The sequence below is a fragment of the Paenibacillus sp. FSL H3-0457 genome, assembly GCF_037981725.1.
In the GTDB taxonomy this organism is placed as follows: domain Bacteria; phylum Bacillota; class Bacilli; order Paenibacillales; family Paenibacillaceae; genus Paenibacillus; species Paenibacillus amylolyticus.
In genome coordinates this window covers 2,127,475-2,151,914 of record NZ_CP150283.1, presented here as the reverse complement: position 1 = coordinate 2,151,914, position 24,440 = coordinate 2,127,475, and the positions used below count along the sequence as shown (strand labels likewise).

The 24,440-nt window shown below is 45.2% G+C and carries 23 protein-coding genes; 7 read left to right on the top strand and 16 right to left on the bottom strand.

Going from position 1 to position 24,440, the window contains the following annotated elements:
* Positions 1 to 11 precede the first annotated feature (11 nt).
* From MHH25_RS09755 to MHH25_RS09740, 4 genes are all read right to left on the bottom strand, one after another.
* Positions 12 to 1,853 carry a sensor histidine kinase gene (locus tag MHH25_RS09755; RefSeq protein WP_340019891.1) on the bottom strand — a complete coding sequence of 614 codons (1,842 nt, stop codon included), beginning with the start codon at positions 1,851 to 1,853 and terminating at the stop codon, positions 12 to 14.
* 14 nt (positions 1,854 to 1,867) lie between these two features.
* The gene (locus tag MHH25_RS09750) at positions 1,868 to 2,737 is read right to left on the bottom strand and encodes a carbohydrate ABC transporter permease (protein ID WP_340020481.1); all 870 of its coding nucleotides are present in this window, start codon (positions 2,735 to 2,737) and stop codon (positions 1,868 to 1,870) included.
* A gap of 203 nt (positions 2,738 to 2,940) precedes the next feature.
* Positions 2,941 to 3,831, bottom strand: coding sequence for a sugar ABC transporter permease (locus tag MHH25_RS09745; protein ID WP_340019890.1), 891 nt, complete (start codon positions 3,829 to 3,831; stop codon positions 2,941 to 2,943).
* 205 nt (positions 3,832 to 4,036) lie between these two features.
* Positions 4,037 to 4,723 (bottom strand): HAD hydrolase-like protein, encoded by a 687-nt coding sequence (locus MHH25_RS09740; RefSeq protein WP_036610980.1) that lies wholly within the window; start codon positions 4,721 to 4,723, stop codon positions 4,037 to 4,039.
* 294 nt (positions 4,724 to 5,017) lie between these two features.
* Here MHH25_RS09740 and MHH25_RS09735 point away from each other — a divergent pair, with 294 nt between their 5' ends.
* The gene (locus tag MHH25_RS09735) at positions 5,018 to 6,736 is read left to right on the top strand and encodes a methyl-accepting chemotaxis protein (protein WP_100529464.1); all 1,719 of its coding nucleotides are present in this window, start codon (positions 5,018 to 5,020) and stop codon (positions 6,734 to 6,736) included.
* A gap of 179 nt (positions 6,737 to 6,915) precedes the next feature.
* Here the strand turns inward: MHH25_RS09735 and MHH25_RS09730 are convergent, their stop codons facing one another.
* The gene (locus MHH25_RS09730; RefSeq protein WP_340019889.1) at positions 6,916 to 7,887 is read right to left on the bottom strand and encodes a Gfo/Idh/MocA family oxidoreductase; all 972 of its coding nucleotides are present in this window, start codon (positions 7,885 to 7,887) and stop codon (positions 6,916 to 6,918) included.
* A 412-nt stretch (positions 7,888 to 8,299) separates the two neighbouring features.
* Here MHH25_RS09730 and MHH25_RS09725 point away from each other — a divergent pair, with 412 nt between their 5' ends.
* The 4 genes from MHH25_RS09725 (at position 8,300) to MHH25_RS09710 (ending at position 11,896) form a co-directional block, all read left to right on the top strand.
* Positions 8,300 to 9,931, top strand: a complete 1,632-nt coding sequence (locus MHH25_RS09725; RefSeq protein WP_340019887.1) for a thiamine pyrophosphate-binding protein — start codon at positions 8,300 to 8,302, stop codon at positions 9,929 to 9,931.
* A gap of 12 nt (positions 9,932 to 9,943) precedes the next feature.
* Positions 9,944 to 10,312 (top strand): carboxymuconolactone decarboxylase family protein, encoded by a 369-nt coding sequence (locus MHH25_RS09720; protein WP_017689521.1) that lies wholly within the window; start codon positions 9,944 to 9,946, stop codon positions 10,310 to 10,312.
* 186 nt (positions 10,313 to 10,498) lie between these two features.
* A complete protein-coding gene (locus MHH25_RS09715) occupies positions 10,499 to 10,849 on the top strand; it encodes a hypothetical protein (protein WP_036609902.1) in 351 nt (116 codons plus the stop codon).
* Between the two features lie 54 nt (positions 10,850 to 10,903).
* The gene (locus MHH25_RS09710) at positions 10,904 to 11,896 is read left to right on the top strand and encodes a 3-oxoacyl-[acyl-carrier-protein] synthase III C-terminal domain-containing protein (protein ID WP_076252338.1); all 993 of its coding nucleotides are present in this window, start codon (positions 10,904 to 10,906) and stop codon (positions 11,894 to 11,896) included.
* Positions 11,897 to 12,159: 263 nt separating this feature from the next.
* Here MHH25_RS09710 and MHH25_RS09705 read toward each other — a convergent pair whose 3' ends face one another.
* The 8 genes from MHH25_RS09705 to MHH25_RS09670 all read right to left on the bottom strand — a co-directional run bounded on the left by MHH25_RS09705 (position 12,160) and on the right by MHH25_RS09670 (position 19,493).
* Entirely contained in the window at positions 12,160 to 12,468 is a 309-nt protein-coding gene (locus tag MHH25_RS09705; RefSeq protein WP_076327012.1) for a hypothetical protein, read from the bottom strand.
* Positions 12,469 to 12,661: 193 nt separating this feature from the next.
* On the bottom strand, positions 12,662 to 13,231 hold the full coding sequence (locus MHH25_RS09700; RefSeq protein WP_101313332.1) for a manganese catalase family protein: 570 nt from the start codon (positions 13,229 to 13,231) through the stop codon (positions 12,662 to 12,664).
* A gap of 98 nt (positions 13,232 to 13,329) precedes the next feature.
* Positions 13,330 to 13,605, bottom strand: coding sequence for a spore coat protein CotJB (locus MHH25_RS09695; protein ID WP_036609910.1), 276 nt, complete (start codon positions 13,603 to 13,605; stop codon positions 13,330 to 13,332).
* Positions 13,595 to 13,834 (bottom strand): spore coat associated protein CotJA, encoded by a 240-nt coding sequence (locus MHH25_RS09690; protein WP_036609912.1) that lies wholly within the window; start codon positions 13,832 to 13,834, stop codon positions 13,595 to 13,597. Before MHH25_RS09690 ends, MHH25_RS09695 begins: the two co-directional genes overlap by 11 nt.
* A gap of 278 nt (positions 13,835 to 14,112) precedes the next feature.
* Entirely contained in the window at positions 14,113 to 15,465 is a 1,353-nt protein-coding gene (locus MHH25_RS09685; protein WP_340019886.1) for a hemolysin family protein, read from the bottom strand.
* A 46-nt stretch (positions 15,466 to 15,511) separates the two neighbouring features.
* Positions 15,512 to 16,648, bottom strand: coding sequence for a radical SAM/CxCxxxxC motif protein YfkAB (gene yfkAB, locus MHH25_RS09680; protein ID WP_143781368.1), 1,137 nt, complete (start codon positions 16,646 to 16,648; stop codon positions 15,512 to 15,514).
* 219 nt (positions 16,649 to 16,867) lie between these two features.
* Positions 16,868 to 17,989: an HD-GYP domain-containing protein gene (locus tag MHH25_RS09675; RefSeq protein ID WP_338708275.1), complete on the bottom strand. Its 1,122-nt coding sequence runs from the start codon at positions 17,987 to 17,989 to the stop codon at positions 16,868 to 16,870.
* A gap of 73 nt (positions 17,990 to 18,062) precedes the next feature.
* Positions 18,063 to 19,493, bottom strand: coding sequence for a 5'-nucleotidase C-terminal domain-containing protein (locus MHH25_RS09670; protein ID WP_338708273.1), 1,431 nt, complete (start codon positions 19,491 to 19,493; stop codon positions 18,063 to 18,065).
* 120 nt (positions 19,494 to 19,613) lie between these two features.
* Here MHH25_RS09670 and MHH25_RS09665 point away from each other — a divergent pair, with 120 nt between their 5' ends.
* The gene (locus MHH25_RS09665) at positions 19,614 to 20,360 is read left to right on the top strand and encodes a molybdenum cofactor biosynthesis protein MoaE (protein WP_036609923.1); all 747 of its coding nucleotides are present in this window, start codon (positions 19,614 to 19,616) and stop codon (positions 20,358 to 20,360) included.
* A gap of 124 nt (positions 20,361 to 20,484) precedes the next feature.
* Complete coding sequence (locus tag MHH25_RS09660) at positions 20,485 to 21,534, top strand: HD-GYP domain-containing protein (RefSeq protein WP_036609925.1); 1,050 nt, start codon at positions 20,485 to 20,487, stop codon at positions 21,532 to 21,534.
* Positions 21,535 to 21,666: 132 nt separating this feature from the next.
* On the opposite strand, the gene MHH25_RS09655 is transcribed toward MHH25_RS09660, so the two are convergent.
* The 3 genes from MHH25_RS09655 to MHH25_RS09645 all read right to left on the bottom strand — a co-directional run bounded on the left by MHH25_RS09655 (position 21,667) and on the right by MHH25_RS09645 (position 24,237).
* Complete coding sequence (locus MHH25_RS09655; RefSeq protein WP_017689533.1) at positions 21,667 to 21,807, bottom strand: hypothetical protein; 141 nt, start codon at positions 21,805 to 21,807, stop codon at positions 21,667 to 21,669.
* A 150-nt stretch (positions 21,808 to 21,957) separates the two neighbouring features.
* Positions 21,958 to 22,677 (bottom strand): M23 family metallopeptidase, encoded by a 720-nt coding sequence (locus MHH25_RS09650; RefSeq protein WP_338708271.1) that lies wholly within the window; start codon positions 22,675 to 22,677, stop codon positions 21,958 to 21,960.
* Positions 22,678 to 22,884: 207 nt separating this feature from the next.
* On the bottom strand, positions 22,885 to 24,237 hold the full coding sequence (locus tag MHH25_RS09645; RefSeq protein WP_340019885.1) for a jacalin-like lectin: 1,353 nt from the start codon (positions 24,235 to 24,237) through the stop codon (positions 22,885 to 22,887).
* Positions 24,238 to 24,440: the final 203 nt, after the last annotated feature.

The following is a 24,440-nucleotide window of genomic DNA, read 5'->3' as shown; positions in this document are numbered from 1 at the left end:
ACTGCCCCTCCTCAGGTGATCGGAATCGTGATAACAACCGTTGTTCCCACATCTGTACTGCTATGAAATACAATTGAGGCCACATCCCCATAGTGCAGGCTTAATCTGCCATGGAGATTGGATAGGGCATAACCTTTGCGTCCCCCGTCAGGAACATCCTCAGCATAGATGCTGGCTACATCCATACCACATCCATTGTCAGCCACCTCCAGCCGTAGTGTGTCACCCTGACGATCAATGCGGATCAGGATAACACCCAAATCTTCTTTGTCATTGAATCCATGCAGGATGGAATTCTCGACCAAGGGCTGGAGTAATATTTTTAAAATATCAACAGCGTAACAAGACGGGTCCCCCACTTCAATACGATAAACGAACAGATCCTCGTAACATTTTTGCTGAAGCTGCATGTATTGTTCGACATGTTTGATCTCCTGCTCCACACTGGTGATGTCTTTCCCATCATTCAGTCCCAGACGGAATAATAAGGATAAGGAGACGATCATCTCACTTACATCCTTCTTCTCTCCGCTCTCACTTTTCCAGAACATCGTATTAAGGGTATTGTAGAGGAAATGAGGATCAACCTGCGCCTGAAGCGCCTTAACTTCAAACCGCCGTTTGTCTTGCTCCGTTGTCCGTACTTCTTCAAACAGAATCTGAATCTGATCCAACATCCGATTGAAACGATGCCCTACAGCGCTAACTTCATCGTCATACTTGCTGCGAAACCGTACATCCAGATCATTGGACTCCACCTCAACCATCAGGCGTCGCAGTTTGTTCAGTGGCTTCAGCAGAGCGGAGGCCAGCAGCTTGGACAACCCGAGTGCGAGCAAAATGCAAAACAACATGATCAGGATGATCAGCCAGCGTATCTTTTGGAGGGGGGACAACAAGTCAGCCTTGGACTGTATACTTACCATGACCCAATCCTCGTTCATCGACAATGCCGAATAGTTAACAAGCATGTCCTCCCCCTGATCGTTCCTGTAGGTAAAATCCCCAGCATCGCCACGGCTAAACTGTTGGGTAAAGTCAGGCTCCATAATGAAATCGTAATTTCGGGACCTGGGCCGAATGACTTCATTTCCGTTTTTGTGCAGCAAAAACAGTTGAATCTGGTTATTCATGAGATCCTGCGTCAGAATGTCTCGCATCGCCTCTTCCTTCATATTGACGACCATATATACATTCGAATAGGTATGATTATCGATCACAATGGGTTTGAGCAACAGAGATAACACATTTCCTTGGGACTGGAATAACTGACTCTGATGTGAACCAAACCACATCGTATTCCAGCCTTGCAGCTTCACGTAGCGTCCGTATTCCTTGTTGAATGAGTTATTGTGATTCGGAAAATCTTTGGTCGAGAAAAAATCACCGATGGGTGTGGTCAGATATGCGGTATCAATCAGTGGCTCTACGAGCTTCAATTGAGCAAACGATGTTTGCAGCAGCGAGAGATTCTGATAATAATGAGATGTGTTATTTTTTCCCACGTCCTTCATGACCTGGGTGAACGTTTCATTGAGCATAAAAGAAAAAGAGGATACAACAATGTGCCTTAGATGTTCATCCATAACCTGCACTGATTTGTTCAGAATGCTTTGTTTCAGTTCAAGTGCATTTTGCTCAATGCTTCGTGCAGCAAAGAGATAAGAGCATATCCCGGTCACACTGATGCATAAAACAACGAGAAAAATGTACAGCAGCTGTATTCTTTTTTTCAGGGACATTTTATAAAAGTCGAATATCATCGGCGCTCGCTCCTTGAACACGGCTTGGCCCGTCCGCTGTGAATTAAAATGAGTATAGCACAGTGGAATAACCCGTAAAACCGTTTCCATGATTGTGCTCACGCCTATCCTTTCACAGCTCCCAAGGTCACCTGCATGAATGATTTGTTGGCAAAAATATAAACGATGAGCAGCGGCAAAATGGACAGACAAGCTCCGGCCATCATCAGTTGGACCTCAGCAGCAGCTCCGATGCCATATCGCAGATTAGCCAGCCCAACAGGCAAAGTCTGCAAGTCCGGATTGCTCATGGTGAACACAAAAGGAAGAATATATTCATTCCATGAACTCTGGAATACACCCAGACCTGCAACGGCGAGTCCGGGGCGCAGGAGCGGAAGAATAATTCGCCAGTATGTGGTGAAAAAATTACAACCATCAATCATCGCCGCTTCATCCAGTTCGCGCGGGATGCTCTTGAAGAAACCAATCAGAATAAAGTATGTGGCAGCGTGTGCGCTGATCAGTATAATAATAACGCCCCACAACGTGGTATTCAGCCCCAGCTTGACCATGAGGTCAAATTGCGGACGCAGCACAACCGCGCCTATGGAAATAAACAGAGTGGATGCCATGAGCAGGGTGTACCCCTTTTTCCCTTTGAAATTCACTCGATCCACAGCGTAGGCAGACATCGAAGCTACCAGCAGTGTGCCAACTGTTGTACTGATGCTAACAAACACGCTGTTCATCGTAAAACCCGAAAAATTGGCGCTTTTCCAAGCCTGAGCATAGTTGGAGAACTGCCAAATCTTCGGCCAGATGGTAGCTCCTCCAGTCAATTCCTGGTTTGTTTTGAAGGAACCGAGCAATACAAGTATGATGGGGAACAGCGACAGCAGAGCGATTGCGATCAAAAACAACCAAAGTACCGTTCGTTTGGCCCAGCGAATGAGTTGGGGAGACCCTGAGGGCGCAAGTACGTTTTGAGTCATCATCGTTTCCTCCTGATTAATTTTATACGTGTTCAAAAAGGGTGGTTTTCAGTACCGAGAAGATGGAATGAAGCTAGAAATGGAGTAGCGGAGCGTAGGGAAAACTACGTGAGCAACGGACATTTCGGCTGAATTTCATATTCGATGCTGATCATGCTGCTAAGCATGATTCGTAATCAAAAGCGGACTTTTTGAACAACCTTTTAATAGACATCATTGAGTTTTTTGGATATCCGGAAATAAATGAGCGTCACAGCCCCTACGATGAGAGCCGTTGTGAAACCGACCGCACTGCCATAACCGAGCTGCTGGAGTGATTGGGTGTCAGCCGACACGGGAAACAACAGTTTGAACAAATACAGATACATCACCTCTGTTTTGCCATACGGCCCCCCTTCGGTCAGCACCATAATACTCTCGTAACCTTTCAGCGCCGTGGTAATTGCCAGCATGATGATCATCTGCAAGACAGGACCCAGCAACGGAATCGTTACATTTCGCAGTTTCTGAAACTCACTCGCTCCATCCAGCGATGCCGCCTCATATAGCTCTTCAGGAATGCTCTGAAGACCCGCAATGAACAACAACATATAGTTGCCCACGGCCCCCCAGATGGCAATGATGATGGTTGTTAACATGGCATGTTCAGCCCCCAGCCAGCTAATGGATTCGGAGATCACATGATACTTAAGCAACAATTGATTCAATATTCCGTTATAAGAGTTGAAAATAATAAAAAATACAATCGCCATGACCGAAGCGCTAAAAATAGTGGGAAGATAATAGATCGCCCTAAAGAGGGATCGCCCTCTCCATTTACGATTCAGAATAATCGCCAGAGTTAACGATAGTGGAATTGTAACGACGAGTTTGCCCAGGGCATACACACCCGTGTTGCCTACTGAATCCCAGAATTGGCCGTCACGCAAAATTCGTCCAAAATTATCAAGTCCGATGAAGACAGGCGACCCGATGCCTTGATAATCATAGAACATGTAACGCAGCGCCCATAACAGCGGATAGATCCCGAATACAACAGTTAAAAAAAGACTTGGAAAGATGAATATATAGGCATGTATTTTGGATGGTTTCACCAGAATCGGACCCCCTATAGCTTTTGAATGAAGTATAGAGGGAATACGGAGGAAAGCGGGATAGGGAAATCAACTTTCTACAGGGGAGAATGTGACTGCATGATCATATAAAAAAACCTGTATTCAACGAATTTCCGTTGAGTCTACAGGTTCATATCATGTGGTTCGTAATCTTAAATCTCAGTAAACGTATACGGCGTAGAGGCTACTCTGCTTCATCATACAGACGCAGCAGTTCTGTAAAATCAGAGATGAGCACATCTGAGCCTGCAAGCTCCTCATCACGACCAAACCCGGCATAGGCACAGCCGATGACCGCCTGACCGTTCATTTTACCCGCTTCCACATCAGAAGAGCGATCCCCTACCATCCATGCGTCCTGAATACGATGTTTCTCAAGCAGGATCTGCACCAGATTAATTTTGGAAGGAGTCTTGTACTGGCCTGCACTGTATACCCCTTCAAAGAAAGGCATAATCTCGTGTGCAAACGCCACACCCTTCACATAGTCCTCCAGCCCGTTACTTGCAACAAAAAGACGCACTCCTTGTTGTTTTAATGCTTGCAGCGTTTCTTTCACCCCAGGATACAATTGGGAACCTCCTTGATCAAGCCCCTCAATCTCCAGTTGAAGCAACAGTTCGTCTGCACGGCGATGTGCCGCTTCCGACGCCTCAGGCATAACCACTTTCCATATATCTTCGAGCAACATGCCCAAACTTCCCAGCATCCGTTCCTCGGGTGGAGTTTCTCCTTCAAAATGCCCTTCGGCACGCAATGTATCAAATAGTTGCTGGTAAGCTGGCAACAACAGGGTCTCTGTCTGGAACAGCGTACCATCCATGTCAAAAATCATTGCTTCCGGTTTGAGCAATACCTTCTCTTTATTCATGTCCAATGTTCCTTTCGGATTGGGATATTGTATATGTAATTGGAATCGTTCCCTTCCCATGATAAACATAACGTTTGAACGTGTAAACCAACGATTGTAAAACATCATCAACCCCAACCTTATACAGCATTAACCAAACGTTATATTATAGTTAAACAAACTATATACAAAAGAAGTTTATTTACGTATAATACTAAAAAATAGTGCTTTAGACACCTGATCTAAAGACCTACAATTATCAAATTTCCGGTTTTTTCGACAACTACATATACCCCAAAGAGAGGAATAACAAACATGAAAAAGCGAAAGACCTTTAAGATTTTTTATAAGATCGGATTAGGATATTTACTCGTACTGGCTGTACTGGCTGGTTGCATCCTGCTGATTCAGAACAGCACAAGTCAGCTCCAACGGGAACTGGATTTTCTGGTCGATCACGATATGAGGGTACACGCCCTCACCTATGAACTCGAAAGAAACATGGTAGATATGGAAACAGGTCAACGCGGTTACATCATCACGGGTCAGGACAACTATCTCGATCCCTACACCCAAGGAAAAGAGCAACTTATTACACTCAGAGATGAACTTGCTGCTTTAATTTCGGATAATCCGGCTCAACTTGCACTTTTGGAAGACATACATACTAATATGGAGAACTGGGTCCAGGTCGCTGGTGAACCTATGGTCGCCCTTCGCCAAGCAAATAATACGCAAGCCATTCGAGATTTTTTCGCAGATGATCCAGGTAAAAGAGACATGGACCAGATTCGGACTGCTCTCGATACGTTTCGAACCAACGAGCATACGTTAACCGATAACCGTACAGAAGCACTGAAGCAAAAAAACACACTACTGAACTTGGAACTGTATGGGGCACTTATCGTTGTGGCCATTATCTCGTTCATCACTGCTTTGGTCCTGTCACGTGCCATTGTTAGAAACATTCGTACCGTAAAGCAGGCATTAAATGACATCGGTTCTTCCAATGGTGACCTGACACTGAGAATCGCTACGCCAATGAAAGACGAAACTCGTGAACTCGCGGAGGCAGCCAATACAATGCTCACTGGTTTGCAGCAAATGATGCTGGACGTTCAGAGCAATGCCATGATTCTGAGCACAGCTTCGGATCGATTGGATAAAGGGGTTGCCGATAGCCATCTTGCAGGAAAAGAAGTTGCCACTGCCATGGAACGCGTCGCTGAAGGCGCTGATGAACAGGTTGCTCTTACACAAACCATGGTAGCTGCGATGCAGCAATCCCTCAACGGGCTTAATCGTGTCGCCTCCTCGGCAAGTGACGTGGCAGGCCGTGCAGTTCGTACCGAATCCATTGCCGTGGATGGGCAACAGCGCATTGATAATGCTGTAGGTAAAATGAGTTCCATTGAGCAATCCTTCCTCTCTGTACAGGAAGCCATTAATGAAATTTCGAAGATGTCTGATCAAGTGATCAACATTGCAGATTCAATGTCAGGTATTGCAAGACAAACCAATCTGCTTGCACTTAACGCCGGAATTGAAGCTGCCCGCGCTGGGGAAAATGGACGTGGCTTCGCTGTCGTTGCCGCGGAAATCCGTAATCTTGCAGACCAAAGTGCAACATCAGCGAAAGAGATTACAAGTATATTGGAAACCGTGGTAGCAGGTGTTCAAAGTACGGTGCAGGTGGTTGATGAGAGCACTCTACATGTGAATGAAGGGTTGCGGACCATTGAGGATGCAGGTAATGCTTTTTCAACCATTACTCAGCATATTCATAACCTCAGTGGTGAAGTTCTGGAGGTATCTGCTGTTGTCGAGGAGTTAACTTCCGGTAGTGAGGCTGTGATGAAGTCCATCAATGAAGTATCGGCTGTTGTGGAAGATACTGCATCAGCCACGGAAGAAGTATCTGCGATGACGGAGGAACAACTTGCTTCTCTGCAGGAAATGTCTGACACGTCCAAGCAGTTGAATGAAATGTCCGATGCACTTGATCAGCTGGTTAAGCAATTCAAGCTGGCTTGAACTGAATCAACATACTGATCGAGTATCTAAATAGCTGTATCATGAACATATATCAAAGGAAAGAAGCATCGCAGACAGACTCACCCGAGCCTCTGCGATGCTTCTTTGTGTTAAGGAGAACTGAATCAGGAAAAGGTGCACCGGGCACCTCATATGAAAAAACCTAAGCTCTCCTTTTCTTATCTCGATTGTTCCGTGTTCCGTAGCGCTTCAAGTATCAATTGTGCCTGATACCCATCGTTAAAATCATATATCTTAGCTGGTTTGCCCTGTATACGGGCAATGACATGTTTAAGAACCGGCAATTCACTGGCGGATTCAAGCACTTCCACTGGAGAAAGTGGCTGCCCCACCAGACCCGTCTTCAATTCTTCCCAATTTTCCAAGGCAATCGTGCCTTCTGTGCCGTACACCACCATGGATACACGTTCTTCCCCCGCAAATTGAGAGATGCCATTTAGCTGAATTCGCGTTCCGTCTTCCAGTTCCATTGCAGCCTGTACTTCTAGTTCACAGTCACCATTCTCAGGATATTGAACCTGAGTGCTAACAACCCGGATGGCACCAAACACCTTTTGAATCATATGAATCCAGTGAATCCCCACTTCGAGAATAAATCCACCCTGTTCCCGGCTCGTAATCCATGCATTCTGTTGCCATGATCGTGGCCACTGCGGGAATTGCAAAATGAGATCTATTTTGCGAATTGCCCCCACAGTACCCTGCTCAATCATCTCTTGCAACTTCAGCACGGAAGGTTCATGCGGCATCGAGAAGTGGATGGCATGAACAACGCCTGCCTGCTCTGCTGCCTCCAGCATCTTTTTGGCTTCTTCTACACTATTGGCAAGCGGTTTCTCACAGAACACATGAATTTTGCGCTCCAGTGCTTCCATGACAATCGGATAATGAAATTTCGGCGGAACTGCAATATACAGCAGATCAATCTGATGTTCATTCATCAATTGCTTGTAGTCCGTATACGTCCTAACTCCCCGATGAGAAGCTGCAAAAGACGCCAAACCTTCCTCATTCGCATCACACACCGCTACAATCTCAATCTCCGTGTCCATCTTTGTATTCTCGATTAGATGAACCATATGTAATCCCATTTTACCCAGCCCAATCAGAGCCATCTTGATGACTGTCATTCCATCCCCTCCCAATTCCTTTCCAGTATAGCAGAAAGCAAAGAATTGCGAATGCGATGCATTGATACGAAAAAAAAATAAACCTCTAGCTTTCAAGTGGCTATTAGAGGCTGAAATTCATCATTTACAGTCATTATTTTACATTATTTGTAACTTGGTTGCGATTGGGTAATTCGTTGCAGGGATATATAACTAATTATTTTTACTTTATCCAGCAATACTTAAAGCGTTACCAACTTAAGAATCAGGAATTTAGACTCACAAAAACAGGTTGACAAAAAACCACAAAAAAAGATACTCTTCCTAATAACAATGAATATTTCCTCTTACAACCTTAGACTGTAACTTGCATTCAATAAATGGAATATGCGTATGGTTCTAATAACCTATTTCATGAAGCGAGGTGTCCCGCATGAGAACAGTTGCGGACTATTTGGCAGAAACTCTGCGTAATCTAGGCGTTACTCATGTCTTTGGTATTATTGGTAAATCCATCTGTCCTGCTGTACTGAAAATGGTGGATTACGGATTAGAGTTCATTCCAGGCCGTCATGAATCCAGCTCAGGTTTTGCTGCATCCGGTTATGCATTACAGACAGGTAAACTCGGCGTTGCCTTTGCCACATCCGGTCCGGGCGGAACCAATCTGCTTACTGCAGCAGCCCATGCAAAGGCCAACAATCTGCCTGTACTATTTATTACGGGTCATCAATCCATTCAGGAACTGGGGCTCCCCCAGTGTCAGGATTCTTCTTCTTATCTGGCTGATCTGGCCGAAATGTTCAGACCTGCTACGCTATTCAGCAAACTGGTTGAGCGTGGAGATCACTTCGGCACACTGCTGAACCATGCCCTTTCCATTGCACTCGGCCCTAATAAAGGCCCTGTTCACCTCTGTATTCCTTTTGACGTACAGACCGAATTGTTATCCCAATGCCGGATTGTCATTCCCGAACCGGAACCTCTGCTTAGCGTATCTAATCTGAATCGCATTTTTCCTCTCATTCAACAATCCAACCGCCCTTTAATTATTGCTGGTAAAGGTGTAAGTCGCGCCAGAGCCCATGATGAATTGCTTCAATTGGCCGAATCGTTCAACATTCCCGTCATTACTACTCCTGGTGGAAAAGGAGCGATTGCGTGGGACCATCCCCTGTACCATGGACCTTGTGGTGTTGGAGGTTTCCCACATGCAGACGACATGTTGAACCAGAGTGACCTTTATATCGTACTCGGTTCACGTCTAAGTGACATGACCCTCTGCAATCTGAAGCCTGAACATCACCCGGCACACCTCATTCAATTTGACGCTGATCCTACATTTGTAGGCAAGATTCTGAGCGCTCAAACCTTACATATCACCGGTGATTTGAAGGACAACCTGCAATATTTGCTGGGCACATTAGAAGACCTCCCTACTCCTGTGAGAACCACGGCACCGATGGATTACACTGTCCCTTTACCAGATCTCCCCCAACTGTCTCTGGCTTCTGTGCTAGATGGAATGAGCGATCTGCTTCCGTACGATCATAAGCTGTTTGTTGATGATGGCAGCCATGGATTTCATGCAGTTCAGCGATATAAAGTCAAGAAACCAGGCAGCTTTGTGTTTGACGCTTACTTTGCCTGCATGGGGAACGCCATTGGTATGGCGATAGGTGCAAAGGCAGCTTCACCTGAAGAGACCGTTATATGTATCACCGGGGATGGATGCTTCATGATGCTGGGGACGGAGATCAATACCGCGGTATGCAACAATCTGAACGTCATTTTCATTGTCGTTAACAACAAACAACTGGACATGGCACTCAAAGGAATGGAAAAAACAACAGGCAGAATTGATGGCACATTATATGAAGTTCCTATGGATGCTGCCAAATTTGCCGAATCTCTCGGTGCGGTTGCGTTTCGAGCAGAAACCCTTGCTGAATTCTCATCTGCGCTGAACACAGCCCAGACGTTGAATCAGGTAACTGTTATTGAGCTTCTGACCGATCGAGATGAAATTCCACCCACAGCTCACCGCACCGTAACTTTGAATTAGGAGGAGCATATCATGAGTGAACATGTAGCTCAGGGACTAGACCGTTTCGCCAAACTTTCTGGGGAGTACGGTGCAAGAGCTCTCGCACCCATCAAAGAACATTTTCCCGAATTGTCGGAATTTATTATGGGGACGGCGTACGGGGATATCTTTCAGCGCACCACGATTACGGATCAATGGAAGGAAGTTGCTATCATCTCTTCGTTGATCACCCAAGGACAGTATGAACAATTGGGCGTACATTACACGATGGCTCTGAGTGTCGGGGTAACTGTAGATCAGCTCAAGGGAATATTGCTACATCTGGCGCCATGTGTGGGTGCTCCACGCATTATAAGTGCATTTAATATTTTGCTTGCCACCTTGGACGAAATACAGTAATTCACTTTTCTACATTTTTATACATGATTCGACTTTTTTATTGATCTTTTTACATTCCTACCTTTATAATATGGTTAAATTATCCTTCGAACCAGCTCGCATCTTAGAAGCTTTCGGCAGAGGCCCAATGGGCTGTGTATCCACTAACAGGATAGCCTTAACTCATTTAAAGGAGAGAGATCAAACATGGGAAATTTCATTCTGAAGACTGACGTTCCAAACAAGGTGTTAAACATTGAACTGGAGGGTTCTTTCTCTCAAGAAGACGGTTTGCGTTCCATCTCGGCCTATCAGGATACGATCGCTTCTATTAACACCAAGGAGTATGACCTGAACATCGATTGCAAAAAGTTGAATGTTACTGCTCCGGAGATTGTTCCTCTTCTGGAAGGCTGCCTTCAATTGTTCAAAAAAGATGAATATAAAAAAGTCGTGTTGACCCTCGAGAACAACGCGATTCTAAAAATGCAATTGTCCCGGCTCGGCCGATCAGTCGGTCTGGACAATCTCGAAATCATATCTACCGTTACCACTTAATAAACCAGGCGGACAAGCTGTGAATTCACCCTTCCGCTCAAGAGGAGAATGAAGATGGCCGGAATTCGTATTGTAGATATCGATATCTATCATCCAGCAACCAAGGTGCACAATGATTTTTATATTGAACATTTTGATGCAAGAGGTGTAGATATTCGTGGATTGTTACAGGCACTTGGTCGTGATACACGTTATAAAATTGACAACGATGACGAAAATTCACTAAGCATGGCCTATGAGGCAGCCAGTAACCTACTGGAGAAAACCGGACTCACCGGTGCAGATATTGATCTGATTGCTTATGCAAGCCAAACGCCAGAATACATCTTTCCTACGAATTCCCTGATGATCCATCGCCTGATTAACGGAGCTTCTCACACGATCTGTATTGACAGCAACGCCAACTGCGCGGGTATGACTGCTGCTTTCGAACAAGTTAGCCGGCAGATGCTGGGCAATCCTCGAATTCGCCGCGCATTAATCATCGGCTCTGATTACGTGGCTCCTCACGCCAGTCCCGATGATCCCGTATACTTCGCCAATTTCGGTGATGCAGCAGCGGCGGTTATTGTAGAGCGGGATGAACATGCTGTCGGTTTCATTGATTCAATCTATCAGACGGACACCTGCGTGTATGGTAATTCTCTTTTTCCTGCACAAGGCTTGGCAAAGCTGGGCAAAACGGGTGTAGATGCGGGTGCCTTTCATGTGAAATTCATCCCATTTGATGATTCCATCTGTGTGGATGCTGCTTCAGAGTCCATTCGTACCTTGCTGATACGTAACGAGATTGGACCAGACGAGATCAGAGCCGCCTGCTTCTCCCAGCTATCCATTAGTAACATTCGGGCTGTATCCGCGAACGTCGGCATTGGTGATGATATTGCCGTCTATATCGGAGATGAGTTCGGATACACCTCAACCAGCAGTCCATTTATCGCATTACATCGAGCGGTTACAACCGGTCAGATTCAGCGTGGTGACAAAGTTCTGTTCTGGACCGTTGGAGCCGGGTGGCAAAATGTTGCCATGGTAGTTGAATATTAGGTATACACTTCAAAATCCAATAAAACCATCCCAGTAGTATACCGGGGATGGTTTTATTTTTTCCTTTTTCTCCCCTATCATTGGAGATTAAACATCTATAATTGTGAAAAGCACCACTTACATATTATTACACAATAAATATGATTTAAAAATGAAAAGTAGCAGTCCAAATTATTTTATCTTGGAACTGCTACTTTCAATTTTATTATAAATGCGTTGTTATAAGAATTTAAATACTAGAAGGTTTAATCTACCATTTCTGATTATCTGTAAACGGTCCCTTCGTATCTTGCAGCAACAATTCCATCCACAGTATGATAACTAACCAACACCAAGGTTCCTACATAGCCATCTGGCGTAATATAGTCCGTAAGATATTTCGGTACTCCAAAACCTACAGGGTAATAATGCACTACAGAAAAAAATTTACTTTCAAGCATAGGAGATACTACGTCTGATACATTTGTACTGGTATTCGGTTGAACTTTTGCCGCAGACACGCCTCCACTTGAAATGGAAGTGGTCAGAATAAAGGAACATGCAGTCAACATAAGAACTTTACTAAGTCTCAAAATGATCATCTCCTAAATAGAGTTTTTAACTACAATTTCATTGTATAGTATGCGAGTACATTTAACAACAATATTTGTAAATTATATAATTATATGTAATTTTATTTTAAAATGAATTATTTAGTAATACTATCTTTTCATACAAAAAAGCAGCCCTACTGGACTGCTGAACTTCTGCCTCGATATCAAATATTCAGAAAATTTTCTTCGTATCCCGATCGTCTTTCAGAATCTCCACGGCTTCGCGGAATCTTAGAGAATGCACAATCTCCCGTTCCCGCAGAAACTTCAGACTATCCTGCAGATCCACGTCATCGGTCAGGTCGATCAACCATTGATATGTAGCCCGGGCTTTCTCTTCTGCTGCAATGTCCTCGTACAGATCCGCAATTGGATCACCCTTCGCAGCAATGTAGGCAGCTGTAAAGGGTACACCGGAGGAATTGGTATAAAACAAGGCAGAATCGCGTTGAGCATAGTTCGGCCCAAGTCCCGCTTCTTCCAATTGATCCACCGACGCGTCCTTGGTCAACTTGTAGATCATGGTGGCAATCATCTCCAGATGAGAAAATTCCTCTGTAGCAATATCCGTCAGCAGACCGATAATCTTGTCTGGAATCGTATAACGCTGATTCAGATATCGAAGGGCAGCGGCCAACTCTCCATCGGCACCGCCATATTGTTCCATCAGCAATTTCGCCATACGAGGATCACATTTACTAACCCTTACGGGATATTGCAGTTTTTTCTCATACACCCACATGTAAGACGCCTCCCTCTACGTTATTAAAATACAGCCCTTCTTCTAACCCTCGGGCTTCCTGTCCCTAAAGTCCTGCAAGGAAGCCTGAGGCTGATGTGTCACACTTGCCATGGCCAGGGTGTCTGAGACCATTCCCAAGGATACTTGGAGAAAGCATGCCCAAAGTTCATCAACGGTCCGTACAACTGCTGAAATTCATGGGCTACCCTCATTCGCTCCTGGCTGAACTTGTTGTACTGCTCAATGCTTTGGAAGTCTCCCGGATGGGTGTCCAGGTACAGATTCAGTTCCACCAACACGAAATCCAGCGCCTGAAGTTCTTCAAGCAATTCGTAGTATTTAGCGTCACAGGGTTTCGGCACTTCAGGTTCCATCCACTTCCACCTTCCTTCCCTTTGATCTAGCTGGTGTATAAGGGCTGTATAATGCAGGCCATAAGGTTCCCAATCTCAACGCTTCCGCCGGGCTGTACTGCGGCCAGCCCATGGGCTGAAATGGAATAAATAACTGCGGAGGTACCAGATACGTCCGAATCGCTACCGGCGGACAAGGATCAAACGGCCCCACAAAAGGGGCGTAAGCACGAAGCTGCGGATCTTTCACAAAACAACGCCTCCTTATTACATCGTTGGTGCATATTGAATAACACTGAGTTCTTTCCCGCTTCCCGTCTCTATATCCATATGACGCTGTCCCCGAAGTTAATCCGAAATTCGTTTCAACTATGTGCAGAATTTCTCCAAATTCTTCTTTAAAATAAAAAAAGACCTTCGGTTCGTTCCCCTTTCAGGTAACGTCCAAAGGTCTTACATCCTGGCAGATCTTCGTAATCTGCATCATTTCATACTTTTACTCGTCTTATCTTACTCCTGCAACGAGTTCTATTCTGCTGGTTTTTCTTCCGAATTCATGTCTTGAGGGACAGATTGCTTGTACACTCGAACACGGGTAATTCGCAAACGAGTCGATTCTTCCACTTCAAAAACGTACCCATTCAGCTCCTGCGTTTTCCCCTTGGATGGATTGCCCCCAAGCTCTTTAAACAACCATCCGCCGATGGTATCCACTTCTTCATCCTCAATGATGGCTCCGGTCCACTTATGAACTTCTTCAATAAGCGAACGACCATCAATGGAAAATGAATCTCCACTCCGTTCCATATGCGGACGCTCATCCTCAAACTCGTCATACAAGTCTCCAACGATCTCTTCCAGAATTTCTTCCGCAGTCAGCAATCCAGCTGTGCCACCATATTCATCCACAACCAGCGTCATCTGTGAATGTTTCTTCTGCATGAGACGCAGCACATGGCTGATTTCCATCGATTCAGGAACGTTTAAGATTGGACGAACAAGTGAAGCCAGATCATGTTGTTGCTCCGGTTTAGCCAGCAACAGATCGGTGATGTGTATAAATCCAATGATCTCATCCTTGTCTTCTAATGCTACGGGATACCGGGAATGTTTGGTTGCGTTAATGATCTCCAAGTTCTCTTCCAAAGACATATGCGTGTACAAACAATCCATGTCTGTACGTGGCAGCATCACTTCACGTGCCAGCATATCGGAGAAATCAAAGATGTTGTCCATCAGTTTGATCTCATCTTTATCGATGACACCACTTTTGGCACTCTGCTTCATCAAAATACGAAGTTCATCTTCCGAGTGAGCTTCGCCTTCACTGGCAGGTTCGATACCCGCTAGACGCAGCAATGCATTGGCCGATACATTCAGTACCCAGATGAACGGGAAGAAGATTTTGTAGAACAACAGCAAGGGCGCAGATAAAAACAATGCCACTCCGTCTGTTTTTTGAATTGCCAACGATTTAGGTGCAAGCTCACCCAGCACAATATGCAGAAACGTAATGATACAAAAACCGATAATGACCGACACGGTCGAAATAAGCCCTGTATCTCCTACACCAAGTTTAAACATGAGTGGCTCAACGAGCAATTCGGAGATGGCCGGTTCTCCCAGCCACCCGAGTCCAAGCGATGTCAGCGTAATCCCGAACTGAGTTGCCGATAGATAGGAATCCAGTTTACTATTCACCTTCAGTGCATAACCAGCCATACGATTTCCTTCACTCTGCAATTGAGTTAAGCGTGTCTGCCTTACTTTCACAAGGGAAAATTCCGCTGCGACAAATACGCCATTCAAAAATACGAGCAAAAAGACACAGACCAGATTAAATACCAGCTGCCCAAGATGAAATTCGGTATGAATATCCAAGTTGAAACTCCCCTTTTCTATCTATTTCAGGAATACACCTGGAATATCAACGTGTGATTGCCTTTCTCGATTTGAAATCCACACCTTTGTAATACATATCTGCCACTAGCAGGTTTGGTCCGCAACAGGATGCAATATCGCAATGGCAATTGACCGTTTGATTCAACGGATGTTCAGCTGACCATTCATGGAACACATCATCCAGTTTACGATCACGAATATTACCAAATTCCGGGATATCGGCAAAATCGGTCACATACACATTACCCGTGAACATGTTGACGTTAACGCGGTTGCGTCCGTCCGGATCATTACGTACCGTCACATTTGGTTCGCTGTATAAACGGTTGATCAGTTCCCGATCCTGCTCTGCTGCACTGCACGCGAAGAATGGCAGGGTACCGAAGAGCATCCACATATCCTTGTCACGCACATCAAGCAAACGATGAATCGCTGCTCTCATATGGTCCAGTGATAAAACAGGCAACGACGAAGCAAAGTTCGAATTATACATTGGATGCACTTCGTGACGAACACAGCCCATCTCACGAATCAATTGATGAATACCATCCAGCTTGTCGTGTGTACGGAAGTTAATCATGGACTCGGCAGAGATAAACATGCCTGCTTCACTTAATTTGCGGGAATTTTCAATCATTTTCTCATACATCTTCACCGCGACTTCACGTTTCACAGGTCTGCCACTATTTGCAAATCCGACTTGATGGAAATCGTCAGCATTCAGGTAGTTGAATGAGATATGCATAACGTCCAGATACGGCAAAAGTTGCTCATATCGGCTGATATCCAGCGTTAAATTCGAATTGATCTGGGAACGGATTCCACGTTCCTTGGCATATTTGAGCAGCGGGATGATCATCTCATCCACTGTTTTCTGGCTAAAGCTTGGCTCGCCACCCGTCAGACTAATCGTCTGCAGATGCTCCACTTCATCCAATCGTTTCAGCATCAGCGGTAATGGAAGAGCCGGCGCTTCACGCATCGTAAGCATATCTCCTACGGCACAGTGCTCACACCGCATGTTGCACAGATGTGTCACAGTCATTTCTACACTGGTCAACACATGGCGTCCATATGTACGCAGAGAGCCAATCGGATCCCACGGATCATTCGTCGGAGATAAAGGCATCGGTTGTACCGATCCTGAGTTTAGCATGGTCATTGTTCTTCACCTTATTCCTTTTATTAACCTAAAAAGTTTTATTTACATCATACTTGTGTTTCTCTTTTTGGAGTTATCTTTTATCATAGCACAATTTTGAATGCTCCGGCATACGTAGACCCTGTCCATTACATGACAAAAAACACTCAGGTAACTCCGGGCCGAATCACGAAACGGCCCCGATATTACGACATGAGCGCTAATCATTTCTAAGCTTGTTCAGCTTTCCAACCGTTCCCTTTGGGCAGATGAAGGTGTATCCTCCAGACCCTCTACACCTGTGATCATAACAGACAGTGCTGTAGACAGGTTAATTTCGTAGGGCGAAGATAAGGTCTGGCCGTCGGCATCCTTGAGCACCCGGATAAGTGGACGTTGAGGAACACGTGGATGAATCGCTGCGACCACCCCAACCTCTCCCGTACTGAGCGTGACCGATAGACCCACGGGGTAGATCGCTACACAATCCCTGAATCTCTCCAGCATTCGTTGTTCATAAAGTGTTCCTGAGCCCGTATACAGCACCTCTACGGCCTGATGTGGCAGCAAGGCTTGCTTGTAGACTCGATTCGTTGTCATGGCATCATACGAATCAGCAAGCGCAATCCACTTGGCATACTCATGAATCTCTTTATCCTTCAGCCCAAAGGGATATCCGCTGCCATCAATTCGCTCATGGTGCTGCAATGCACAATGTGCAGATAGAAGCGGTATACCTGGTTCGTCTTTGAGAATACGATGTCCATATGTAGTGTGCTGCTGAATGATTTTAAATTCCTCGTCACTTAATCTGGAAGGCTTATGCAGAATTTCTGGTGCAATCTGTGTCTTGCCAATATCATGCAATAAGGCACCCAGACCAATCTCCATTAATTGCTGGCGTGTGTAACCCGAAGCGACACCAAGAACCAGTGTATACACACATACATTCAGCGAATGATTATACAGGTCAAAATCACTGGAGTTCATGTCCATCAGCATAATCATGGCTTCCTTCTGACTGCCGATGTCTTCCAGAATCGCATTCATCACACCACTAAGCGCTTTACCGAAATGAGGAATCCGATTCTTCGTTTTCATTCCCGACATGCTCTGAAATTGCTGCTTGATCTCTACCAGTGCCTTCCTTCGGGTCTCTTCCTGCAACATTTCAGGAACAATGATGTCCTCTGTCGCAGCATCTTTAATATACACATAACCGACTCCGAGATCCTTAAGGCGTCCAATCAATCGACTGGTTAGCTCTACATCCTCACTAAGTAATACAAGGCCTTCTTCACTATAAATACGTTTCCCCAGCTTCATGCCAGGCTGCAATAAGTTTATATGTACTAAACGCACAGCCTATCCTCTCCCGCTCCGTAGATGTAATTACCACTAGCCGCCGCTTCAGCAGAAGGCGAGCACTTTAAATTTAGCTTTGATGCCAGCGGGCTCGCAGGCTGTCGTCCAGAGCCCCTGGTCGTTTTATTTCCGTTTCCAGCAAATCGCGTATGAATTCCGGAAGATGATAGAGCGTACGGGTTCCATGAGCAAGAGGAGGATACCCCACATTGAACGTAAACATGTCCAGTGTTCCAACGATATACTCACATTGTTCGTCCATAGGCTCTCCATTGATGGATATGGTCTGGATCTTCTGATAGGCTGGCGCATCTGGATTGTATTGAACTTCCATTCCGTCCATACATAACGTGCCTAGAATATAACCACGAAAACCAAATCCCACAATGGGCTTACCTGAAAACTCGTCCAACAAGGACTGCTCAAGTGCTTCACGAATATGACTTCCACTCAAGCATATTGTACAAGCATTTATAGGAGATGGACATAGGGAATGCAACATTCCTTTTGTAATATTACCTTGTGGAAGATCTCCGAGAAGCTGACCTGCATTCACCAGAGACAGCTGTGCCCCCGTGAAATGACGAACAGCTTGTGCAAGCAAGGTAGCAAACGGGGATTCCCGGTCGTACGTGATGGGCAGCACCCGATCCGTTATCACTGCCGTCTGATTGAGTGTCCTTTCAGCCTCCGTACGATTCGTAGCGATTGCCAGCGCGACCTGATCATCCAGTAATATACTCTTGGCAGCCATACAACCGCTACTTACCAGTTGGAGAGGTTCTCCCACACTTGTTCGTTCCAGAACCACTTTCCCAAGCCATTGGCCAAATTTTCCAGCTGCACCCAGCACGGTCTGACCAATGACTAAGGGTTCTTCGAGAACATGATGGGTATGTCCACCGAGAATAACATCAATTCCCGTAATCTGCTCCGCCAGTCTCCGATCTGTCGAAAGCCCCAGATGAGAAAGAATAACCACAACATCTACTTCATCACGTAATGCTTCCACTTGAGCTCTTAATGACTCCACAGGGTCCAGAACATCCCACCCGAGCAATTCGTAAAACGTGGTAAAAGGGGCCGTTGCCCCCAGCAGACCAACGCGAAATGGACCTTTCTCCACAATCAGAGAAGGTTTCATCCACACTGGCGCAAGTCCAGTATCTTGCTCCACAACATTGCTGCATACCACAGGACACAGAAGTCCAGCGTAGGACTGCGAGAGCTGATCTGGCGTAAAGGTTAGTCCTTCGTTGTTACCGATTGTAATGGCATCGTAGCCCGTCAGGTTAATAACATCAACATTAGCCGTACCCAGTGTTCCCTCTGTTTCAACGGCCATCCGGTCCATATGATCGCCGATATCTAATACAAGGAAGTTGCCACCTTGGTCACGTTCCTCATTGATCATAGCGGCGATGGTGCTCATGGAGCCGAAGTGGCTATGAATGTCGTTGGTGTGCAGAATCGTTAACGTTTGCTTCTCCCTGGTGCTCATCACACCGCCTCCCCTGCTCTTCAATAAACGTTCATTCTTCTAATGGATAAGCATAACATTTTCCGCGTCGTTATGATATATTTATAGGGTTTAGAGATCAAAAAGAGGTGAGTCATATCTATGAAATTGACAATTCAACTATTTGCAGGCATTGCAGAACGTTTAAATACATCCCTTCTGGAGTTTGAGTACATTGGAGATATTCCAACCGCTGCCGATTTAAAAGAAAAACTGAGTCTGGCCTACCCAGAGGCAGCTTCTCAGATAAGGACATCCTTTTTGGCAGTTAACCAGCAGTACGCTCCTGCCGATACTATACTTAGCTCAGAAGATGAACTTGCGTTGATCCCTCCCGTCTCTGGAGGCGATGGTACGGATATATCCGATGAACAACTTCGCTCTACCGTTCCAGAGCATCGGACTGAAGATGGCTTATTTCTAATTACAGAATCCACTTTGTCCGTGGAAGCAACAACGGCGCTAGTGATTACCCCGAATCACGGGGCAGCTCTTACTTTTGTAGGTACAACTCGTGAAATGACCGGTGAACAGCGCACCGTTCATCTTGAATACGAGGCCTATGTGCCGATGGCTCTTTCTCAGATGGCAGCCATTGGTGTGGAAATCTCCGATCGCTGGCCTGGTGTGTTATGTGCAATCAGTCACCGAATCGGCAAAGTAGATGTGGCAGAGATTAGTGTAGTCATTGCTGTTTCCTCGCCTCATCGCAACGACTGTTATGATGCAAGCCGTTACGCCATAGAGAGACTGAAACAGACCGTTCCGATCTGGAAAAAGGAAATTTGGGAAGATGGATCTGAATGGAAGGGGCATCAATTAGGACCATGGAACCCCATGGAGAACTAAACAATGAGCCTTTACACCTTTTTAGACAGAGTGGGTTAATAGTAAATAAGTCGTTGTCAACCCATTTTTTTCTTGTTATTATAATTATATGTGTCGATATTAGTCGAGAAAAGGTGGTTTATACGTGAGAGTGCATGTTACTGATCTTAAACCGGGTGACCTGTTACAAAATGATGTATACAACAGTTCGGGTCTCCACATGCTGATGAAAGGTTCCACCCTCAGTGAAGATGACCTATCCAAACTGTTGCAACATGGAATCGAGTACGCAGATGTAGAACACACACCATCCGACCTACACTCTGATGCACAAACCTTACCTTCCGATCAAACCCGTCTGTTAACTAATTTGTTTAACGATACGATCAAAGGTACTGAATCTCTATTTCAACAAGCGATGGAGAAGGGTTTTATTGATGAGACACAGGTCGATGAGATTTTGTTTACCCTAACAGAACAGTTGGAAAAACAAAAAGATGTTGTCTCCTTGTTGCTTATGCTGGACGGGGATAGCGATTATACGTACAACCATTCATTGCAAGTCGGAATGCTCGCTTTTTATATCGCCGGCTGGATGGGTTACAACCCCGAGGAATGTCTAACTGTAGCCAAAGCAGGATATCTTCATGATATCGGCAAGTCCAAGATTCCTTCTGAGATTTTACATAAACCTGGTAAATTGACCACGGAAGAATTTGACGAAATGAAGAAACACACATTCTATGGGTACGATATCATTAAAGAATCCACGCAGGATGAAATTCTGGCAATGGTTGCACTTCAACATCATGAGCGCGAGGATGGAAGTGGTTATCCTCATGGACTGCGAGGAGACGAGATCCACCCATATGCCCGTATAACTGCTGTAGCAGACGTTTACAGCGCCATGACGACGAATCGGGTATACCAGACCAAACAGGAACTGATCTCTGTTCTGTGTGAGCTGTACAGCCTCAGCTTTGGTCAGTTAAATGCTGAAGCAACACAGGAACTGATCAAGCACATGCTGCCTAATTTTATCGGTAAAAGGGTTCTGCTCACCACGGGTCAGACGGGACTCATTGTCATGAATAATCCTGCGGATTATTTCCGACCACTCGTTCAGACCTCTACGGCCTTTATCGATTTAGCGAAAGAAAGAGATATTGCTATCGTTGAGATTTATGTACAGTAACTATTCATTGTACACAGCATGTATACGAAGAACCCCATAGTAACTGAAATAACCAACTTATAGGTTGGCGTATGACAAAAGGGAAGCCGTAATCGGCTTCCCTTTTGTCTATTCCGATTCAATCATGTTGGATTAGACACAGAATGCTTTTGTGATGATAACCAACAGAATGAACAGTACCAAGATTGCACCAGTGTTTGTGAACATATTGTATCCACCAACGCCGCCTACTCCGCCTACATTGCCACCACAGCCATATCCTACTTCGCTCATGTGATTGCCTCCTCTTCATCAGGTATACCCTAACATATGACGTTTCCGGTGGAATGAACCGGGCGAACAGGCAACATTCGATAAATGGTTATCTGTCTGCATCTACCTGAGTGCATCAGCCTTTTGTTACTCCCTGTCCTATGCAGGGATCTATATGTCGGACTCCGAATGAACCTGGATGCCTTTTTCCTTGCGGTACATGATAACAAGTAATCTCCAAAATTCATAACTGCCTTTGTCGTTCATAATAAAGGGTCGATAATAATCAAATGCTTGCTTCGCCCATGCGGGACAATCCATATTGGAAAGTTGCTCCTGTTGCTGAATCCATCCCCCTTGAATCTCTAGCGTTTTCTGCATAGCTTCAAACATTTTCTTCTGCTCAGTGGTCATCGGCGGTGCCTCCTGTTCCTGAGATGCAGTTCCGTATTCAGCCTGTAGATACGCACCCGGTTCCATCACACCATCTTCGCTAGCTGTGTACCCGTACGATGGTGCACTTGTTTTACGAATCTCATAATGTACATGCGGGCCGGTACTCTGACCCGTGCTTCCCTGATTACCGATAAGCTGGCCTCTCTTCACCCGCTGCCCAACGGTTACGGCAATCCGCGAAAGGTGAGCATAACAATGCAAGTAGCCACGATGATCTTGAAGGGCAACTGTAAGCCCGTAACCGCCGAATCCGGAGCCTGTAACTCCTTCGGAAGCAAAACGTACCCTACCTTCCATAAAGGCATAGACGGGGCCATTCCAAGGCTCTGTCACGAGATCAATTCCGCGGTGAAATGTCTGTCCACCATGAATAGGATGAATTCGATAGCCGAATGAACTTGTAATCCGATATCCCTCGAAAGGGTTCACGCTCATACACTCACATCCTTTTCTATCATTAAATGCTTAAATCTATGAAATGGCTTGTGCTATTGGTCTTATTTTATTCCACAAAAATACCGCTCAGAATATCATTAGGGAAACCTTATGGTCTCTCCAACGTATATTCCAAGCGGCGCTGTGCTAATATGAACACTCTATGAGATGTATATATTATTATTTCATTTTAACCACTGCTCACTTCTAATTCAGAGGTCTGTATATGACGCCTAGCAGATCCAATTCCTGTCCTGCTCTTCCATAAAATCCGGCAATGTACCACCCCGCTGGTGCCTCAAGTTTGATTTGATCCGAGGTCTTTTGTCCGCCTTCAACTTTATTTCCAAGATTGGTGGACAACTCCACGTAAAAGATCCGTTTATCTCCATTACGTGTCCCCTGACCAATTGTTGCCTCGGTTAAGTACTCTCCGTCTGCCAAGTTCAGTGTGGCAATGTTGGATTGACCACCATGTGCCAGGTCCGTTCCATCCCTGTACAGCATTGAAATGCCGTCTACACGGTTGCCCGAGTTAAGTACCACTGAACTAGGTCTGGACTCCGGAATATGATTTAGATCATTAAACCCACTTCCTCCAGATCCTCCGATTGTTGAACTTAGTTGGTACTGAGAAGATGTGCTGTACACAAATTCCGCTGTAATCGGATAATGATCGGAGAGTTGCTTCCCACTCGGGTCAACAAATGTTTGATTTTCTAACCGATAGCTCTGTGCATTCAGAGACAACGCTTTACTTCCGCGATACAAAATTTTGTCCACGATCTCATAGTTGGGTCCATTTAAATTGCTTGCATCCATAAGGGCGTCTCCATCAGCGGGAATACTCCCACCTCGGATCAAATCGATCCACGGATCTCTTAAACCATTCTCAGACATGAGCAACTCTATATTGTCAGCAGCACGGGTGTACCGTGTATTGGTATCCCCAAATACGATAACTGCGTTCCCGTCCGAGTGCTCCTTTATGTAATTGGAGAGTTGTCTGATATTATCTCGTCTGGCCTCAAGCGATTTATCATCGCTACCCGCGTCCGCATGCAAGTTGTACACGTCCAATTTTACCTGAGGTGTGATCTCATATGTAGCTGCTGTAAATCCTTTTGGAGTCAATTCATCACTTCCATTGTCAAAAAGACCAGATCGCTTATCCCAGGTAATACGTTTCAAGTCACGGAATGGATATTTGGACAGACTGTTCAACCCACTACCAAAACCCGCAATTCCGCTGGTTGTCGTCAAATACGGCAGAGTGACCTGAGATATCAGCTCATTATGATAATTAAAATCCTCTTGCACATTAATGATGTCATAGTCATTTAATTTGGGGGAAATCTGAACGGTGTACTCCTTGGGGTTGGAACTGGATACCAGGTCCGGAAGACCACCTACATTGTAACTAAGTACGTTGAATGAACCCGATACCGATCCACCTTCTGCAGCACTCGCCGTTGATAAAAATAACGGAGAGCTCGTAAAGGCAACAACAGCAGACAATACCAAGGCTGCTCCTTTTTGAACTATACTTCTTCGCATCATAACCCTCCTCATATTAGAATCTATTCAAATATATGTAATATTCGTTAATGGAAGAATAACGCTGGTCTATTCATTTGTAAATATACAAATTGAACTAAAGAATATTTCCGCTTGCCACTCCGATAACAGAATAACCTTCTGATCACTGTTATCCCCAGATTTTTTGAATAAAAATACCCCCTAGAGAGACTTTTTAGAAAGTC

What these genes read in the sequence shown, in the direction of transcription:
- yfkAB (WP_143781368.1), bottom strand. Translation starts at nt 16,648, where the DNA reads ATGACCATGCTAAACTCAGGATCGGTACAACCGATGCCTTTATCTCCG.
- MHH25_RS09755 (WP_340019891.1), bottom strand. Translation starts at nt 1,853, where the DNA reads ATGGAAACGGTTTTACGGGTTATTCCACTGTGCTATACTCATTTTAAT.
- MHH25_RS09720 (WP_017689521.1), top strand. Translation starts at nt 9,944, where the DNA reads ATGAGTGAACATGTAGCTCAGGGACTAGACCGTTTCGCCAAACTTTCT.
- MHH25_RS09695 (WP_036609910.1), bottom strand. Translation starts at nt 13,605, where the DNA reads ATGGAACCTGAAGTGCCGAAACCCTGTGACGCTAAATACTACGAATTG.
- MHH25_RS09710 (WP_076252338.1), top strand. Translation starts at nt 10,904, where the DNA reads ATGGCCGGAATTCGTATTGTAGATATCGATATCTATCATCCAGCAACC.
- MHH25_RS09740 (WP_036610980.1), bottom strand. Translation starts at nt 4,723, where the DNA reads ATGAATAAAGAGAAGGTATTGCTCAAACCGGAAGCAATGATTTTTGAC.
- MHH25_RS09645 (WP_340019885.1), bottom strand. Translation starts at nt 24,237, where the DNA reads ATGATGCGAAGAAGTATAGTTCAAAAAGGAGCAGCCTTGGTATTGTCT.
- MHH25_RS09650 (WP_338708271.1), bottom strand. Translation starts at nt 22,677, where the DNA reads ATGAGCGTGAACCCTTTCGAGGGATATCGGATTACAAGTTCATTCGGC.
- MHH25_RS09725 (WP_340019887.1), top strand. Translation starts at nt 8,300, where the DNA reads ATGAGAACAGTTGCGGACTATTTGGCAGAAACTCTGCGTAATCTAGGC.
- MHH25_RS09665 (WP_036609923.1), top strand. Translation starts at nt 19,614, where the DNA reads ATGAAATTGACAATTCAACTATTTGCAGGCATTGCAGAACGTTTAAAT.
- MHH25_RS09735 (WP_100529464.1), top strand. Translation starts at nt 5,018, where the DNA reads ATGAAAAAGCGAAAGACCTTTAAGATTTTTTATAAGATCGGATTAGGA.
- MHH25_RS09655 (WP_017689533.1), bottom strand. Translation starts at nt 21,807, where the DNA reads ATGAGCGAAGTAGGATATGGCTGTGGTGGCAATGTAGGCGGAGTAGGC.
- MHH25_RS09670 (WP_338708273.1), bottom strand. Translation starts at nt 19,493, where the DNA reads ATGAGCACCAGGGAGAAGCAAACGTTAACGATTCTGCACACCAACGAC.
- MHH25_RS09730 (WP_340019889.1), bottom strand. Translation starts at nt 7,887, where the DNA reads ATGACAGTCATCAAGATGGCTCTGATTGGGCTGGGTAAAATGGGATTA.
- MHH25_RS09715 (WP_036609902.1), top strand. Translation starts at nt 10,499, where the DNA reads ATGGGAAATTTCATTCTGAAGACTGACGTTCCAAACAAGGTGTTAAAC.
- MHH25_RS09700 (WP_101313332.1), bottom strand. Translation starts at nt 13,231, where the DNA reads ATGTGGGTGTATGAGAAAAAACTGCAATATCCCGTAAGGGTTAGTAAA.
- MHH25_RS09750 (WP_340020481.1), bottom strand. Translation starts at nt 2,737, where the DNA reads ATGACTCAAAACGTACTTGCGCCCTCAGGGTCTCCCCAACTCATTCGC.